The following is a 15,426-nucleotide window of genomic DNA, read 5'->3' as shown; positions in this document are numbered from 1 at the left end:
TGTCATCTTATGGATGTATTCTGTGGATGCCGTCTTTCAAAGAAAATACTTCCTTTTCAGGAAAGATATTTTTAATTTTTCTTACCGCTTCTGCGCTGCGTTTCCCGGATAGACAGTAAACTAAAATAGGTTTGTCACAACCCGAAATATAATCTGAATGGTTCTGTAATTCTTCTACAGGAAAATTAATTCCTCCGATATTAAACTTTTCATGTTCCTGTGGTGTGCGGACATCTATGATTTCAAAATGATCCTTTTCCTGTATCAGCTGCTCAAACATAATGGTTTTTATGGTCTGAGGTAAACCTGTAATCTGCACGGAAGTTTTTCTTAATCTGATAATCTGGGTTTTGCCATTCAGCACATTCATTATCCAGAGTTTTCCTGCCAGTGAATCTTCGGGATTTGTAAAATATTTTATGGCTTCATTAGCCTGCATGCATCCGACAATTCCTGCCAGTGTAGGCAATACGCCTCCTTCTCTGCAGTTCGGTACCTGAGATTCTTCCGCATTCGGAAAAACATCACGATAATTGGGAGAATAAGTACCATCTTTCTGTAAAACATTCCAGATGCTTACCTGACCTTCGTATTGATAAATGGCACCATAGATCAAAGGTTTTCCCGTCAGTACACAGGCGTCATTCAGCAGGCATTTTGTTTCGAAATTATCTGTTCCTTCAACAATCAGATCAAATTCTGAAATCAAATCTATCACATTTTCAGAAGTTACCCGAAGATTAAAAGGAATGATTTTTACCGACGGATTTTGTCGCTGTAATTTTGTAGCGGCAATTTCAACTTTTGATTTCCCAATATCTTCCGGAGCATATAAAATCTGGCGGTGTAGATTACTTTCAGAGACGGTATCATCATCGGCAATACCAATTGTTCCTATACCTGAAGATACAAGGTATTGTGCCGAGGGACAGCCAAGCCCTCCCATGCCTACGATCAGGACCCTGGCATTTTTAAGGAGTTCCTGGGAGGAAATCCCAAATCCTGGTAAAGCCATCTGGCAATGATAACGTTCAAGCGGGTTACTCATCTGTTTCTGTCTTTCAAATCTGTTTTCTTAAAATTTCCTGGGCTTTTTCCCTATCTTCGGGAGTATTCACATTCATTAAAGAATCCGGGTTAACTGGTTTCAGGATTAAGGTATCACTGTTGATCAGCACTTTCCTTGGACATGTAATTCCTGATCCTAAAAAATTGAGGAGCAAAGGATAGCTTTTAGGTTCCCAAATCGTAATCAATGGTTCCGGTAAACCGTCAAAAGGACTTTCGTAAGTGGTGGCTGCTTTTTCTATATTCCTGTTCTCAATTAAAAACTCTAACGATTTTTTATCCAATAAAGGTAAATCACAGGCAACGACCAGCCATGCTTTATCTCTCTGGGAGCGTAATGCCGAAAGAATTCCGCCTAAAGGTCCCATATTCAGAAAAGTATCAGTGAGGGCATTGTAATCTGGATCAAAATTTTCCAGCTGGTCTTGTCTGCAGGAAATAAAAACCTCGTCACAAAACGGAGTTAAAAGATCAGCCGCAAAATACCGCTGCTCTTTGCCATGCCAGTTGATTTTATCTTTAGGGTTTCCCATTCGCTGGCTTTTCCCTCCCGCCAGTACCAGCCCGTTTAATTTGGGAAGATCAGTCTCTTTTGAAATCATTTTTTCCTCCTGATTTTTCGGTGAGTTGTATTTCTTTGATTACGATGTCATGACTCATGGCTTTGCACATATCATAAATAGTAAGTGCGGCAACAGACACCCCTGTCAATGCTTCCATTTCGATGCCCGTTTTAGCTTCAATCTCTGTAGTACAATAGATTTCAATTTCATTTTGAGCATTGATTTGAATATCTATTTCACAGTTGTCCATACCGATAGGATGACACAACGGGATCAGTTCTCCTGTTTTTTTTGCGGCCATTATCCCTGCAATGATGGCAGTTTGGAAAACAGAACCTTTTTTAGTTTTAAAATCATCTTTTTGAAGCGCTTCCAGTATGTTTTCGGGAAGTATAACAGTGGCTTTGGCAGTGGCTTTCCGGTGGGTAACCTTTTTACTGCCTACATTCACCATACCCGGATGTTCTTTTTTATTAAGATGTGAAAAGTTTGTCATGAGTAGAATTAAAAATTATATTTCCAGATTTTGTAGACTTCGCCTTTCTTAAATTCATTTTTTTCCAGAGGAAGTTCTATAAATGCATCGGTTTCCGCAAGATGGGAAAAATCCCCGGAACCATTGGTGTTTACTGATTCTGCAATCAATTGTCCTGCCGGATTCACGCTGAGTTTTACCTGAGCAAAATATTGTAATGAAAAGGGAAAATCGATATCATTTTGTAAAACGGCATATTGAGGATTTTGCCTGATTTCCAGAGATTTTTCCAGCCAGGGAATAAAATACCGGTGCAGGCACATAAATACGGAAACCGGATTTCCCGGGAATGCAAAAACCAATTTTTCGTTTTGGCTTTTTCCGAACCAAAAAGGTTTTCCCGGCCTTTGTTTTATTTTGTGAAAGAGCTTTTCTATTCCCAGTTCTTCACAGGCTTTGGGCAGATAATCGAATTTTCCCATAGAAACCCCGCCGCTCAACAGTAAAATATCGTAATGGTTGATACATTGGGAGAGTTCTTTTTTTATTAATTCAAAATCATCATTCCAATGCAGCCGGTCAGCATCGATTTTATATTTTTCCAAAACAGATTTTATAGTGATTCCGTTAGAACGTCTCAGTTGGAATGGAGTAGGAGTATTTTCAGGTGGGACCATTTCGTCTCCTGTGGAAATAATAGCTACTCTGGGAAGTTTTTTCACTGTCAGAAATGTTTTTCCGACTGAGGCGGCAATTCCGAGAACAGACGGAGTAATTATCTGATTGGCTTTTACCAGTATTTCTCCTGTCTTTTTATCCCTTCCTTTCAGATGAATATTCTGTCCTTTTTTGATATCAATATTAATGCTCGCAACATTGTTGTTTATCAAAATATCTTCATAACGAATGACCGTATCCATTGAAGAGTGCAATGCTGCTCCGGTCATGATTTCTATGCATTCATTGTCTTCATCAATAGAAAGTGGAGCTTCTCCGGCAGCCTGTACAGATTTGATGGTAAAGCTGCGCAATCCTTTTTCATAGGATTTAAAACTGATGGCAATTCCATCCACCGTCGGTCTGTCAAAAGGCGGCAAATCACGGTCTGCCAGAATATCTTCCGTTAAAATCCTTCCTGAGGCATTTTCATAGAAAATTTCTTCTGTTCCGAAATTTCTTACTTGGGAAAATATGATTTCTTCTGCCTGCTGTACACTGATCATTTCCATAATTATCCTCCTATTGTTGCCATTGACTGATGTATTTGTGAAGGGTTTAAACTCTGTTTCTGAGCTTCCCAGCCGTCTTTCGGTTTTTTTTGTATGCTGCCGATAATGATGCTTTTCAGCTCTTCATCTGTTTTTCCCATACGCATTTCATCTTTCAGGTTGACACCGGTTCCTTCATACAAACAGGTTCTGAGGATACCTGAAGGAGTGATTCTTATCCTGTTGCAGTCTCCACAAAATGAACGGGTATAAGCTGCAATGATTCCTATACTTCCTGTAAATCCCGGAATTTTATAATTGTATGACGTTGAACTTTTAGGATCATCCGTCTTTTGGATCTCAGGAAAATGATCTTTGATATAGCTGTAAATTTGTGTAAAATTCCATTTTAGGGAAATATCATTATTGCCACCGTTAAAAGGCATTTCTTCAATAAAGCGGACGTCTACAGGAAGGTCTTTTGTAAGTGTTACCAAAGGGATAATATCCTCAATATTTTCCCCTTCCATCACCACCGTGTTGATTTTTACTTTTATATTATGCTGTAAGAGACTATCTAATGTTTTCATCACCTTATCAAAACTGTTTCTTCTTGTAATTTTGAAAAAACGCTCTTTATCAAGGGTGTCAAGGCTTAGATTGACAGATTTAACCCCGTATTCTTTTAGTTGTGGGATATATTGTCCGGTAAGAAGACCATTGGTGGTGATGCTGAGGTCAGTAAGTCCGGCTAATTGTGATATATTCTGGATAAGCTCAATACTGTTTTTACGGACGAAAGGTTCTCCTCCTGTTATCCTGATTTTATCGACGCCCATTTCAGTAAATACTGAACAGATTCTGAGCATTTCTTCATCCGTCATTAATTCATTTTGCTTGATCCAGGCAAGACCGTTTTCCGGCATACAGTAAGTACATCGGAGATTACACCGGTCTACGATAGCAAGCCGGAGATAGTTTATGCTCCTTCCAAATTGATCTGTCAACATTTAAATAGAATAAGTCTTATTACAAATATACTGAATGTTTCTCTCTGAAATAGGTATTTTTATATTTGCAGATAATAGACCATATTGATTTCACAATTCCGGATATTGAGGGTATTAATATTGAATTTAAGTAACTTTACCGGACATTAAATAAGGGATGCAACAAAAGAATAATTCAGCTGTTTTGAAAAGTGAGGATACAAAAGACATCGATGTTATTTATCAGAGCGAAATAAGTTCTTCCGAACTTAACCGTTTTCCTGACAATTCTTTCACAATCATTATTTTGGATGAATGTGCTGATGGTAATTGTATTACAGATATTGATACTTATGCTTTAAATTCCAAACAATTATTTGTTCATCTACCCAAAAGGAAATATACCTGGGATCTGCCTTTGCAGGCGAACGGAAGAAGATTAATCATTAATGATTCTATTCTTGAAACATTTTCCCCAACATTAAAACATACTTTTTCGCCTCACAGTACCCACGAAATGATCCAGACCAATGAAGAAGCTTATGAAAAATTCAGTATGGAGTTTGATGCGATTCATAAAGAAATACATTCGGAAATTGTATTTCCTGAGCTTATCAATGCAAGGGTGAGGCTTTTGGCACTGATGATTAATCTTTGGATAGAGCAGATCCATGGAAAATCCGCTTTAAATGATCACAATAATCCTGCTTTCCGGTTCCACGAACTTGTTGAAACCTATTATAAAACACAGAAAAGCGTAGCCTTTTATGCTGAAGAGCTCTGCATTACTCCCAATTATCTCGGAGTGCTGTGCAGAAAGCAATATAAAATATCTCCGTTAGAATTTATAAGACAAAGAATCCTATTGGAAGCCAAGAAATTATTACACAGCTCAAATAAATCAATTAAAGAAATAGCCTTTGAGCTTGGTTTCAATAATTTCTCTCATTTCTCCTATTTTTTCAGGACACAAACAGGCTGGACTCCCAAGAACTATAGAATGACGATGAGAAAAAGTTAAACTTAAGCTATTTCAAGGATTTTTGAGTTTGATAGATAAAGATTCGTTTGAATTACCTTAGCACAAACTCAGAATTATTCAGCTGCGCAGTATGGAATAAAAGAAGATGGTTACAATGCATCTTCTTTTAAATCGTAATTACATCAAGATTTAATTTTAAACTCTTGAGCTGTGTTTAGCCACAAATCGTTCAAATTTCCGATCAGTATTTCTCAAAACCGGTCCATGACCGAAGCAGATAATCGCAGGATTTAGTTCGGCTAACTTCTGAAGTGATCTGATATTGCACTGCTGGTCCGAAGTGAATAGATTGGGCGGAAGATGCAGGCCGGTTGCTGTTGTGAGCAGGTTCATATTCGTAGCTGCATCCCCGATTATAAGTACACCATCCTGCTCGCGGAATAAAGAAATATGACCCGCCGAATGTCCGGGTGTCTCTATTACCCGGAAATTTCCGATACTATCTTTTTCGATGATTGTCCGTTCGACTTTATGTCCCTGTCCTGCCCAGTATTTTTGCTGAAGCTTTGCGATCCAATGCTGTGGAGTAGGATAGTCGTTGGTTACCATACCTGTTTCGGTCCTGAAAACTTCGTTGGGATGACAGAGTAAAGGTATAGCAAATTCATCGCATATCTGATCGCTGCAGCCCTGGTGGTCCGCATGGGCATGCGTCAGTATATGTTGGTAAACCGGGATTTTCTCGATGGCTTTCTTTACAGTGGCATATGAGCTCCGTATTCCGGAGTCTACCAATACACCTTCGATAATATAGCTGTTGATGCTGTTTCGCGGCATCAGTGGGATCTGGAAGACTTCGGGAGCAATTTGACGTAGCATAGCTTTTTTTGTGCAAATCTACTTCGCTGATCAGGACTGCATAAGGACATTTGTCCTATAATGTGTTGGGCTTGTGTATTTGTCCCTTTGCCCGTGTAAGAGACCGTTGTGTGATACCAAGATATGATGCCAGGTCCTGCGTTGCTACGCGCTTGATGAGCATTGGTTCATTAGAGAGGACATGCAGGTATTTATCCACTGCCGACCTGTTATTGTAATTCAGAAGATAACGTTCCTTTTGGTTATACTCTTGCTCCATCACCGATTTTATAACCTCGTTCCAGGCGCTAACCTCATTAAGCAGATGCTGATAGTCGGGGTAGCTGATCCTATAGATTATGCTGTCTTCAATAGTCCTGATATTCCTTCTGGATTTTTCCTGAGCCACAAACTCAGGAAACGAGGTGGCAAATGCATTCTCAAACTTGAAGCAGGTTATATTTTCCTTTCCATCCTGATCAATAGCGTACGCTTTTACGGCTCCACTGGCGATAAATCCAATATAAAGGCAGGGTTCATCTTCACGAATAAAAAAATCTCCCTTTTTTAAATGAATGGGTTTGAAGAATTGCCAGGAAAAGCTGATTTCCTCGGCAGAGAGCTTTCCTGTTGAGGATAGATAATTTTTAAATACGTCGTCAGTCATTGCGCAATCTTATTTTCTTTAACCGTTTGTGGACTATATGCCCAATCCAGTGTTCAAATCTAACAATTATTTTATATTCAAAAAAAGAGGTTGTTTCACTTTTGAGACAGCGTTCAAGATGGGTGTACGAAATGTTTCGAGCCTTGACGTCCCATAAAAGACAGATATTATTTTGAAAAGAGCAAAACAAAAAGACTTACTAAAAATAGTAAGTCTTAAATAACCTTCCAAGGACAATTTCCGCAACAAATGCAACTGCGTGGGCAATAGGATTGATTTATTGCCTGCAAGACAAATCAGAATAGTATCAAGCAAAGATTTTTTCCCTTTCTAAAAACACTTAATGCTCACCATTCATCCCTGAAGCTTTTTTATACTTAGCTTCATTGATCTTATATTCCGCCTTGGCATCAAGAATTTCCGATTTGGCTTCCTGCCAGAGAACCTGGGCTTTCAATACTTCTTCTGCCACCACAGTTCCTGCGTCGTACCTGTCTTGGTTCAGCCTGAGATTTTCCGTGGCCTGGACAAGAGATTTTTCAGCAAGCTCGATACGTTTAACAGACTGATTGAGCTGCATCACGGCATTCTGGACTTCAAGGGCCAGGAGCTCTTTAGTTTCTTCCAGTTCAAGCTTTTGAGAATTGGTTTTATATTGCTGCTCTTTTACTTTTTCTTGTCTTGCTCCCCAGTCATAAATCGGAATGTTTACAGACAGCATTCCCACAAATCCCTGCATATTATTTTTCATATTGATAGGATTAACATTTTTACCTACACTGGAAAACCCAATTCCTGAAAGTGCTACCGTAGGTTTTCTGTCTCCATCCAATAATTTTTCCTGAAGTTCATTGATTTCTACTGCCTTGGCAAGAATGGATAGCTCGGGTCGGTTCGACGGCTGCAGCTGACTGTCTGCCAAAATGCCGGCAAAGCTGCCGCTTACAGCATCTTCCACATCAAAATCCGAATTGGGAAGTCCTGCGATCTGAGCAAGGCTTAATTTGGTTATGCTAAGGCCATCTTCCGCACGTTTCAGATTGAGTTGTGCCTCATTCTGTTGAACTTCTATTTTCAACAGATCATTTTTATAGGTAAGCCCTGCGTCAAAGGAATTCTTTACATTGGTATGCAGCTGATCCAGAAGTTTGATGTATTCTTGTGCCAGCGCTATTTTCTCCTTGGCATTTACAATTTGCCAGTACATGGTCTCCGCAGAGAGTTTTACTTCCTCTTTGGTAAGGTCTTTCTGCGCCATCTGCAGATCTACTGCTGTTGAAGAAAGCTTTTTCCCGGTTTCTACTTTTCCGCCGGCATACAAAACCTGGGTAACATTTACATTGGCACTTCCCAATACTTCCGGTATCAGGTTGGAAAGTGGTTTGGAGAAATAATATCCTCCCACGCTTCCGTCCACTGTAGGTTTTCCCCTGCTTCTGCAGCGGTTCTTGCGGCCTTGGCAGCTTCTATATTCTGTTGCGCTTTTTTGATCTTTTTATTGTTCTCTAATGCCAGATTTTTGACTTCATCCACAGAAACTATACGTTCCTGGGCCTGAGCACCTATTGACGCTGTAAACAGCAGCACCAGAACTATTTTTGATATCGTATCGTATATTATTTTCATTTTTTTACATAAAGGTTGCCCTGCAGCACTAAACAAATAAGTTTATTAACAAGGAATCAACACAGGGCAACCGGTTAAAAAATTGATATTATTAATGATGAGGTTTGGGTTTATATAAAATAACCTCATCGTCCATTTGATCTTCAGGGATTTCGTCTTTAGGCGCGGGATCTTTCAATAGCTTGTAATACATCACCGGAACAATGAAAAGCGTAAAGATCATGGAGAAGATAAGTCCAAAGGCCAATACACTTCCTAAAGGTGCCCACATTGGAGATTTACCCAAAATCATTGGAACTACTCCTACGGCAGCAGCGGCTGAAGTAAGGAATATAGGACGCATTCTCCTTTTGGCGGCTGCCATGGCGGCTGCTTTGTGCTTATATCCATGTTCACGGATCAATTCATCAGCATAATCCACCAGGATGATTCCGTTTCTTACCACAATACCTATCAAGCTGATAATACCCATAAAACCTGTCATTCCTAATGGATTCCCGGTAATGAAAAGTCCGAAGAAGGCCCCGAAAAGACTTAGAAGGAAAGTACAAAGGATAATAAGGGCTTTACCCAGGTTTTTGAACTGGAACAGCAGCGTCAGGAAAATCAGGATAAGACTCACAGAAAGTGAAAGCATCATTCCCGGAGTATTTTCAGCTGTTGATTCCGCATCTCCTCCATATTGAATGGTCGTGCCTGCCGGAAGCGCAAGCGCCTCAATTTTTGGCTGTGCTTCTTTCAGGATCTTTGATGGCTTAGGACCGAGCTGTGCTTCTGCCAAAACACTGACGTACTTAATGCCGTTCCTTCTTGAAATGACTCCTGCATGCCATTCCGGCTGTAAGGTCGCCACTTCTTTCAACGGGATCTTGCTGCCAAAATAAGATTGGATGTGAAGATTTTCCAGGGCATTCATATCTTTCCTGCTTATGGAATCATATCTCAGGAAAATATCGACTGGTTTATCTCCTTCCCATAATGTCGAAACAGAATATCCTTTCAGTCCCGCTCCGAGGGTTTGGGTAATCGCCTGATTCGTTACCCCTAGCCGGTTGGCTTTCACATCGTCCACATTCAGCTTTACGCCCATGTAATCATATTCACTGCTCAGGCGTACATTATTGGTTCCCGGTGTATTTTCAATGATCTTTTTAATCTCCAGTGCTACCTTTCTCTGATCGGATTCATTATCACTTACCACACGGATATCAATAGGTGAACCTTCTTGAAAGCTGAGCTGCTTCAACTTAATAGAGCCATCAGGAATAAAGTTTTTCAGCTTTTCCAGATATTCTTTAACCATTTCATTAGATGCATCATTACTGATAGTAGTAATGAAAACCTGAGCAAAATATTTTTTAGGAGATTCCGGCGCATAGGAAGTATGGAATCGTGGTGAACTCATTCCTACAAAGCTTGTGATATCCACTACGCGATTGTCTTTTTTAAGGATCTTTTCAAGCTCTTTTACCTTAGCTTCCGTTTTATCCAGTGAGGTTCCGTTAGGCATCCAGACTTCCATATTAAACTGGTTTCGTTCGGTGAGCGGAAAAAACTCCGGGTCTACTTTTGTAGCAATAAAGAGGGCGCTGACAATAGACAGCACACCAATAAACATTATCGTTTTTGGCCATTTGAAAGCCAATCCAACCCCATTATCAAATGCTGTCTGAAGATGATCCAGCATGTTTTTCTTCACAGGTCTGTCACTTACTTTATGCTTTAATCCTTTTTTAATAAATACATAACAGGTGTATGGTGTAAGGAACAGAGCGACCAGCATCGAGGTGATCAATGCAATAGCTACGGTAATCGGGAGTGAAAACATGAAATCTTTTGCAATACCATCCATAAATAAAGCTAATGGAGCAAATGCAAATATAATGGCCATTGTCGCCGTAAAAATCGGAAGTGACAGCTGTTGGGCTGCCTGCCAGGCTGCGGTCCATGGCGTTATCCCTTCATCAAGCTTTTCAATATAATTATCGACTACCACAATGGCATTGTCCACCACCATTCCAAGAACGATGATCAAAGCGGCAAGGGTCACCTGGTGAAGTTCCAGACCCACGATCTGCATGAGCCCAAACGTAATAATGATAGAAATAGGCGCTGCTGCTGAAGCTACACCGGCGACCCGTATAGGAAGCAGTAACATTACAACAAGTACCACAGAACCTATTGCCATGGCAAACTCCACCATGAAATGACTGATACTTTCTCCAACGGCTTCTGGCTGATTCACAATCGTTTTCATGTGAATATCAGGCGGGAAATTTTTCTGAATGTCCTCAATCTTTTTCTCCACTTCTTTCCCGAAGGCTACGATATTATTTCCGGGTTGCATATCAACGGTCAGTACCATTGCTTTTTCATCTCCTACTCTTACCAATGAAGAAGGTTCTTCAAAACGTCTTTCAAGATCGGCGACATCTTTAAGGCGCACCACATTGCCTGCCGGTGTTGTATAGACGATCTGCTCGGCAATATCAGACATATTCTTGTAACGGCTGTTGGTAAAGACTGGAATGATGGCATTGGAACCTCCGGATAATTCTCCATTATATCCGGTCACATTCTGCTGCTGAATGGCACTGACCAATGTGTTGATTCCAAAACCGTACTGCTGTAGTTTCTGGTCATTGATCTTAATGTAGATCTGCTGTTTCTGGCCACCGGATCTGTTAATCTTGGAAACCGTAGGGATTACCTTCAGACCATCTTCCATCTTATCAACATATTTTTCGATCTCAGCGTAGGTTCTTTCTTTGGAAGATACGGAGATGATCATTGCCGTAACATTGGCAAAATTACTGTTGATAAACGGTCCGACAACTCCGGCAGGAAGCTTTGGACGAAGATTCGCATCCATATCAAGCTGAAGCGTATGCCAGAATTTCTTACGGTCTTTGACATCAGTATTCATTTCCACAGTGAAAAATACCTGTCCTTCTTTTACTTCAGCTTTGACCTTTTTCTTTTTGATCTCTTCAAAGGAGAAGAGATACTGTTCTATTTTTTTGCTACTTCTTCCTCAACCTGATGCTCATCGGCTCCCGGATAAAATGCATACACAGCAGCGGTCGGAATCTCGATCCTTGGATTTTCGCTTCGGGGCATATTGATAAGAGAGTTGATCCCCATTACCATCAACAGGACTACCATCACGATCACTACCTGCTTGTATTTCATCACAGCTTCCAGAAAATGCACTTTTTTATTCGTCATTTCTTTATTTCTTTTTAATTAAAACTTAACAGGTGTGCCGTCTCCAAGACGCGTTTGCCCGGAAATAACGACCTGCTCATCCGGTGTCAGTCCGCTTTTGATAACTACATCGCTTGCCCCTGCCATATTCTGCATTTCTACTCTCTTTTTAAAGGCTGTGGCGCCATTTTTAGCAGATTTCACAGTATATACATAGCTTGAACCATCAGGGTCTTTAAGTATGGCCTGAGCAGGAAGGATAATGGCATCTTTACTTTTACCTGTATTGATGTTGATATCCGTAATCATCCCCGGCAATATCTGCCCTCCCGGATTGTCGAGCCGGATCTTTACGGTATACGTTTTGGAGTTGTCATCCGCCTGAGGATTGATGATGGTAATATTTCCATGAATCGTACGGTTAAGGCTTGGAATGGAAACTTCCGCAGGAGTTCCTATTTTAAGGGCACTAATCTCATTTTCCGTGATGGATGCAGTCGCATAGATCTTATCGGTCTTTACTACAGTAAATGCAGGAACTCCGGGTGCTGCCATCGCTCCGGCTTCAGTAAGCTTTTGGGAAACGATCCCCGAAAAAGAGGCGTATAGCTTTGTATCTCTAAGATTTTTCATGGCAATATCTCTATTGGCTTTAGACTGTGCCAGCGCTACCTTTGCGGCGATATAATCTCTTTCCGGTAAACTTTTTTAAGATACAGCTGATTAAGACGGTTGAAATTGTCCTGGGCCTGATCCATTCCTGCTCCGGCAACAGCCAGGGCATTCTGATAAGTACTGGTTTCAATGGCAGCCAGCAGCTGACCTTTCGATACGCGCTGACCTTCCTGAATATACACTGCAGTAACACGGCCGGAAACTCCAAAACCAATGCTCACACTGTTGTCTGCCAGAATATTTCCACTGTAAGAAAATGTTTCGGGTTGGGAAACAACCTCTATTTTCTGCACGCCAACCTTTATAGGTTCATTTTTAACTTTAGGCTGTTCCTTCCCGCTACATGCTGAAAGAAGCAGCAGGCTTCCTAATAAAAAAGACTTTTCGTTCTTTTGACTATCATAAAATAAATTTTTACTATTAAAGAGAAATCCGATTGTAAATTGGTTCACCGTGCAAATTTGAGGTAAGGAAATACATGATAAAAGGTCTGTTTTGGTCTGATATTGGTCTAAAACGAAACCATTATTCTACAGAAGATAGTAGCTTAATATGAAATAGCTATTCTCAACCTATTAAAACAAATTGAATGATACTGAGGTCATTTATTTTCTTTAAAGAATTTTCTTACCGACTATTTTGAAAACAGATTTCTAAAATATTTAGAGATGATTGTTTGTTCAGATTTTGACCAGTTTACACCGAATTCAGACCTTTTTTATTAATATTTTACTACGGAAATTTGTATTATTAACCAATATGCAAGAAAATGTGGACCCGGCAGCTATCTGTGACCAGTGAATTAATTGGTAAAAAAGAAGTCTGGGAATTAATTACAGATATTGACCGCTGGCATGAATGGGATTTCAACATCGAACATTCGAAATGTATTGAAACTAGAGTTAGAGAGTTAAGTGTATTTGTAGTGAAACACCGTAATTTTCTTAAAACCAAAGGTCTTGTTGAAGAATTTATACCTTATGAACGCTTCACATTCCGAATCCGGCTTGCAGGAGCCAAACTTTACAGAAAGTATGTGTTGGAAGCTACTAAAGAGGGATTGAAAATAACCATTATTACTTCTGTTTCAGGTTTTCTGGCCGGGCTATGGAATTTGTTGGTGGTGAAAAGAATTGTGAGCGATACTCCCGAAGATCTTAACATAATCGTTGAACACATAAAAAATAGAAATGAAAAATAGTGTGCTTTTTAAAACAAAATTCAAAAAAATTATAGATGCTTTCTGGCTCAGGGAAGATATCCTGGAAATAATTCCCAATTGCCAGTGCGAATATCTCGACAACAATTTCAGACTATTGAGTGTATCTTCTGAAACTTTATTTTCAGAAAATGAGCTTAAACCTGTTTTTGAATTGTATGAAACGGAATTCTCTATTGTGGAAAGAAATAGCTCAAGAGGCAGGTTGCATGTCATATCCTGATAATGAATAATCCACCAATAAAAATCTTGAATACTGAAGAAAAAATAAAGGAAGTTGCTAAATATGTGCTTTTCGTGGAAGGCAGGTTCTATGCCACAACACATCAGATCGCACAAAGCGCAGGTATGGACAGAACGGCAATACATTATTATTTCCGCACGAAAGCTAACCTTGTTAACATGATCATTGGGGAAGTAATCAATGAATTTCCAGCTCCGGCCTGGAATGATATTAAGGAGCTCTCACTGAAGGAGAAACTGAAAAGATATATTGATTTCAATACTGAAAAAAGTAAAAAATATCCTTATCTGGATGTTTATATTATCACCCAGAATGAGGGTTCAGGATTCGGGGAAAAATTATTTTTCCCGTTGAAGGAAATGATACCTGAGATCTCAGCTTGTATCCGTGAAGAAAGAACAAGCTACAACAATCCCTTATTGTTTCTTGTCGATCTTGTTTCCATGGTTTCAGGTTTTCATATCTCTGCCGATTTCTTTAGGAAAAGATCAGATATTGTATTATCATCATCTTTCTACCACCAAAGAGCTGAAAGTATTATAAATTTATTTTTAAAGTAAGTTATCAAATTGAAAAATAAGCTTTACGATGAATTATCGGGTATATAGCATAATCCTGCGGCTTATTTATTAACTTTACTAACGTTCATATTTAAAACTATGACTCATAAAGATATTGTTTTTCATAATCTCCACGATCTGTTTAAAATGATCGACAAAAACGGTGATCATCAAAAAAACAACAATGATTTTTTTATCATCCGGGAATCTCATGACCTGAACGAAAATTCTTACAAATATCCTTTCAGAACAGATAATGGTGCCATCATGCTGGTTACAGAAGGGGAGGGTAAAATACAGATTAATCTTGAAGAAATAAGCATTAAAAAAGATGATATTGTTATTTTTACGCCAAATTCAATCATTTATCCAGCCCACAAAGATTCGCACATTCGGGCAAGGGGAATTGTCTTCAACGATTCTTTTGTTCAAAAAAATATCCGCCACATGCATTACATCAATGAGATCATTTTCTTTTCCGAAAGAAATACTCCGATTTTGCATCCCTGCCTTAATGAAAGGGAAACCATAAAGTTTCTGCTTGATAAGATCAGCCAGGCGGATGAACAGGAAAATTATTATTCGAAAGACATCATCAATCATTATTTTAATGCGTTGCTCCTTGAGCTGATGGTATTATACCGTTACAATGACACCAGGACGATTGATTCTAAAACATCAAGAAAGAAGGATCTTATCAATCAGTTTCTTATACTGCTTTCCGAGCATTCCAGAAAGGAGAGAGCTGTTGAGTTTTACGCTGAGAAACTATTTGTGAGTCCAAGCTATCTGACACGAATTGTAAAAGAAGCCTCTGGTGAATCTACCCGCACCGTTATTACCAATTCGGTTATTATTGAAGCTCGCGATCTGCTCTTAAATTCTAATCTTTCCATTACACAGATTGCAGAAGAACTCAATTTCAGTGATCAGTCTTTCTTTGGTAAATTCTTTAAAAAGAAAATGAAAATGTCTCCGAAGATGTTCAGGGCAAAAAATAAATGAAAATTACATACAACAGCTCGCAAAACAGCAAATCACTTTTATTGCCTAAAATGCCACAATCACAAATATAGTTCGCAATA

General features: G+C 39.4%; 18 protein-coding genes. 5 read left to right on the top strand and 13 right to left on the bottom strand.

Annotated features, from left to right (window positions below; translation table 11 throughout):
• Window positions 1-7: 7 nt before the first annotated feature.
• The 5 genes from N4G44_RS20945 to moaA are packed head-to-tail and all read right to left on the bottom strand — an operon-like array spanning window position 8 to window position 4,324.
• On the bottom strand, window positions 8-1,048 hold the full coding sequence (locus N4G44_RS20945; RefSeq protein ID WP_474929724.1) for a ThiF family adenylyltransferase: 1,041 nt from the start codon (window positions 1,046-1,048) through the stop codon (window positions 8-10).
• A 13-nt stretch (window positions 1,049-1,061) separates the two neighbouring features.
• On the bottom strand, window positions 1,062-1,670 hold the full coding sequence (locus N4G44_RS20940) for an NTP transferase domain-containing protein (RefSeq protein WP_474929720.1): 609 nt from the start codon (window positions 1,668-1,670) through the stop codon (window positions 1,062-1,064).
• A complete protein-coding gene (moaC, locus tag N4G44_RS20935; protein WP_474929716.1) occupies window positions 1,651-2,127 on the bottom strand; it encodes a cyclic pyranopterin monophosphate synthase MoaC in 477 nt (158 codons plus the stop codon). Before moaC ends, N4G44_RS20940 begins: the two co-directional genes overlap by 20 nt.
• 8 nt (window positions 2,128-2,135) lie before the next feature.
• Complete coding sequence (locus N4G44_RS20930) at window positions 2,136-3,335, bottom strand: molybdopterin molybdotransferase MoeA (RefSeq protein WP_474929714.1); 1,200 nt, start codon at window positions 3,333-3,335, stop codon at window positions 2,136-2,138.
• A 2-nt stretch (window positions 3,336-3,337) separates the two neighbouring features.
• Complete coding sequence (moaA, locus tag N4G44_RS20925) at window positions 3,338-4,324, bottom strand: GTP 3',8-cyclase MoaA (protein ID WP_474929712.1); 987 nt, start codon at window positions 4,322-4,324, stop codon at window positions 3,338-3,340.
• Window positions 4,325-4,508: 184 nt separating this feature from the next.
• On the opposite strand from moaA, the gene N4G44_RS20920 reads away from it, so the two are divergent.
• Window positions 4,509-5,324: a helix-turn-helix domain-containing protein gene (locus N4G44_RS20920; RefSeq protein WP_474929710.1), complete on the top strand. Its 816-nt coding sequence runs from the start codon at window positions 4,509-4,511 to the stop codon at window positions 5,322-5,324.
• Between the two features lie 156 nt (window positions 5,325-5,480).
• On the opposite strand, the gene N4G44_RS20915 is transcribed toward N4G44_RS20920, so the two are convergent.
• The 8 genes from N4G44_RS20915 to N4G44_RS20880 all read right to left on the bottom strand — a co-directional run bounded on the left by N4G44_RS20915 (window position 5,481) and on the right by N4G44_RS20880 (window position 12,770).
• The gene (locus tag N4G44_RS20915) at window positions 5,481-6,164 is read right to left on the bottom strand and encodes an MBL fold metallo-hydrolase (protein ID WP_474929708.1); all 684 of its coding nucleotides are present in this window, start codon (window positions 6,162-6,164) and stop codon (window positions 5,481-5,483) included.
• Window positions 6,165-6,219: 55 nt separating this feature from the next.
• Entirely contained in the window at window positions 6,220-6,810 is a 591-nt protein-coding gene (locus N4G44_RS20910; RefSeq protein ID WP_474929705.1) for a Crp/Fnr family transcriptional regulator, read from the bottom strand.
• Between the two features lie 340 nt (window positions 6,811-7,150).
• Window positions 7,151-8,227 (bottom strand): TolC family protein, encoded by a 1,077-nt coding sequence (locus N4G44_RS20905; protein WP_474929704.1) that lies wholly within the window; start codon window positions 8,225-8,227, stop codon window positions 7,151-7,153.
• The gene (locus N4G44_RS20900) at window positions 8,176-8,436 is read right to left on the bottom strand and encodes a hypothetical protein (RefSeq protein WP_474929702.1); all 261 of its coding nucleotides are present in this window, start codon (window positions 8,434-8,436) and stop codon (window positions 8,176-8,178) included. The genes N4G44_RS20905 and N4G44_RS20900 overlap by 52 nt, the downstream gene beginning before the upstream one ends.
• A gap of 91 nt (window positions 8,437-8,527) precedes the next feature.
• Entirely contained in the window at window positions 8,528-11,422 is a 2,895-nt protein-coding gene (locus N4G44_RS20895) for an efflux RND transporter permease subunit (RefSeq protein ID WP_474930114.1), read from the bottom strand.
• A 26-nt stretch (window positions 11,423-11,448) separates the two neighbouring features.
• Window positions 11,449-11,664, bottom strand: a complete 216-nt coding sequence (locus N4G44_RS20890) for an efflux RND transporter permease subunit (protein ID WP_474929700.1) — start codon at window positions 11,662-11,664, stop codon at window positions 11,449-11,451.
• 18 nt (window positions 11,665-11,682) lie between these two features.
• Window positions 11,683-12,276 carry an efflux RND transporter periplasmic adaptor subunit gene (locus N4G44_RS20885; RefSeq protein WP_474929698.1) on the bottom strand — a complete coding sequence of 198 codons (594 nt, stop codon included), beginning with the start codon at window positions 12,274-12,276 and terminating at the stop codon, window positions 11,683-11,685.
• 35 nt (window positions 12,277-12,311) lie between these two features.
• On the bottom strand, window positions 12,312-12,770 hold the full coding sequence (locus N4G44_RS20880) for an efflux RND transporter periplasmic adaptor subunit (protein WP_474929697.1): 459 nt from the start codon (window positions 12,768-12,770) through the stop codon (window positions 12,312-12,314).
• A gap of 338 nt (window positions 12,771-13,108) precedes the next feature.
• On the opposite strand from N4G44_RS20880, the gene N4G44_RS20875 reads away from it, so the two are divergent.
• The 4 genes from N4G44_RS20875 to N4G44_RS20860 all read left to right on the top strand — a co-directional run bounded on the left by N4G44_RS20875 (window position 13,109) and on the right by N4G44_RS20860 (window position 15,346).
• Window positions 13,109-13,519: an SRPBCC family protein gene (locus N4G44_RS20875; protein ID WP_474929696.1), complete on the top strand. Its 411-nt coding sequence runs from the start codon at window positions 13,109-13,111 to the stop codon at window positions 13,517-13,519.
• Window positions 13,509-13,760: a hypothetical protein gene (locus N4G44_RS20870; protein ID WP_474929693.1), complete on the top strand. Its 252-nt coding sequence runs from the start codon at window positions 13,509-13,511 to the stop codon at window positions 13,758-13,760. The genes N4G44_RS20875 and N4G44_RS20870 overlap by 11 nt, the downstream gene beginning before the upstream one ends.
• Before the next feature lie 26 nt (window positions 13,761-13,786).
• Window positions 13,787-14,341, top strand: coding sequence for a TetR/AcrR family transcriptional regulator (locus tag N4G44_RS20865; RefSeq protein WP_474929691.1), 555 nt, complete (start codon window positions 13,787-13,789; stop codon window positions 14,339-14,341).
• A 99-nt stretch (window positions 14,342-14,440) separates the two neighbouring features.
• Window positions 14,441-15,346: an AraC family transcriptional regulator gene (locus N4G44_RS20860; protein ID WP_474929689.1), complete on the top strand. Its 906-nt coding sequence runs from the start codon at window positions 14,441-14,443 to the stop codon at window positions 15,344-15,346.
• Window positions 15,347-15,426 lie beyond the last annotated feature (80 nt).

Source organism: Chryseobacterium sp. GTID13, from assembly GCF_056172655.1.
This window is presented reverse-complemented; position numbering and strand designations above follow the sequence as displayed.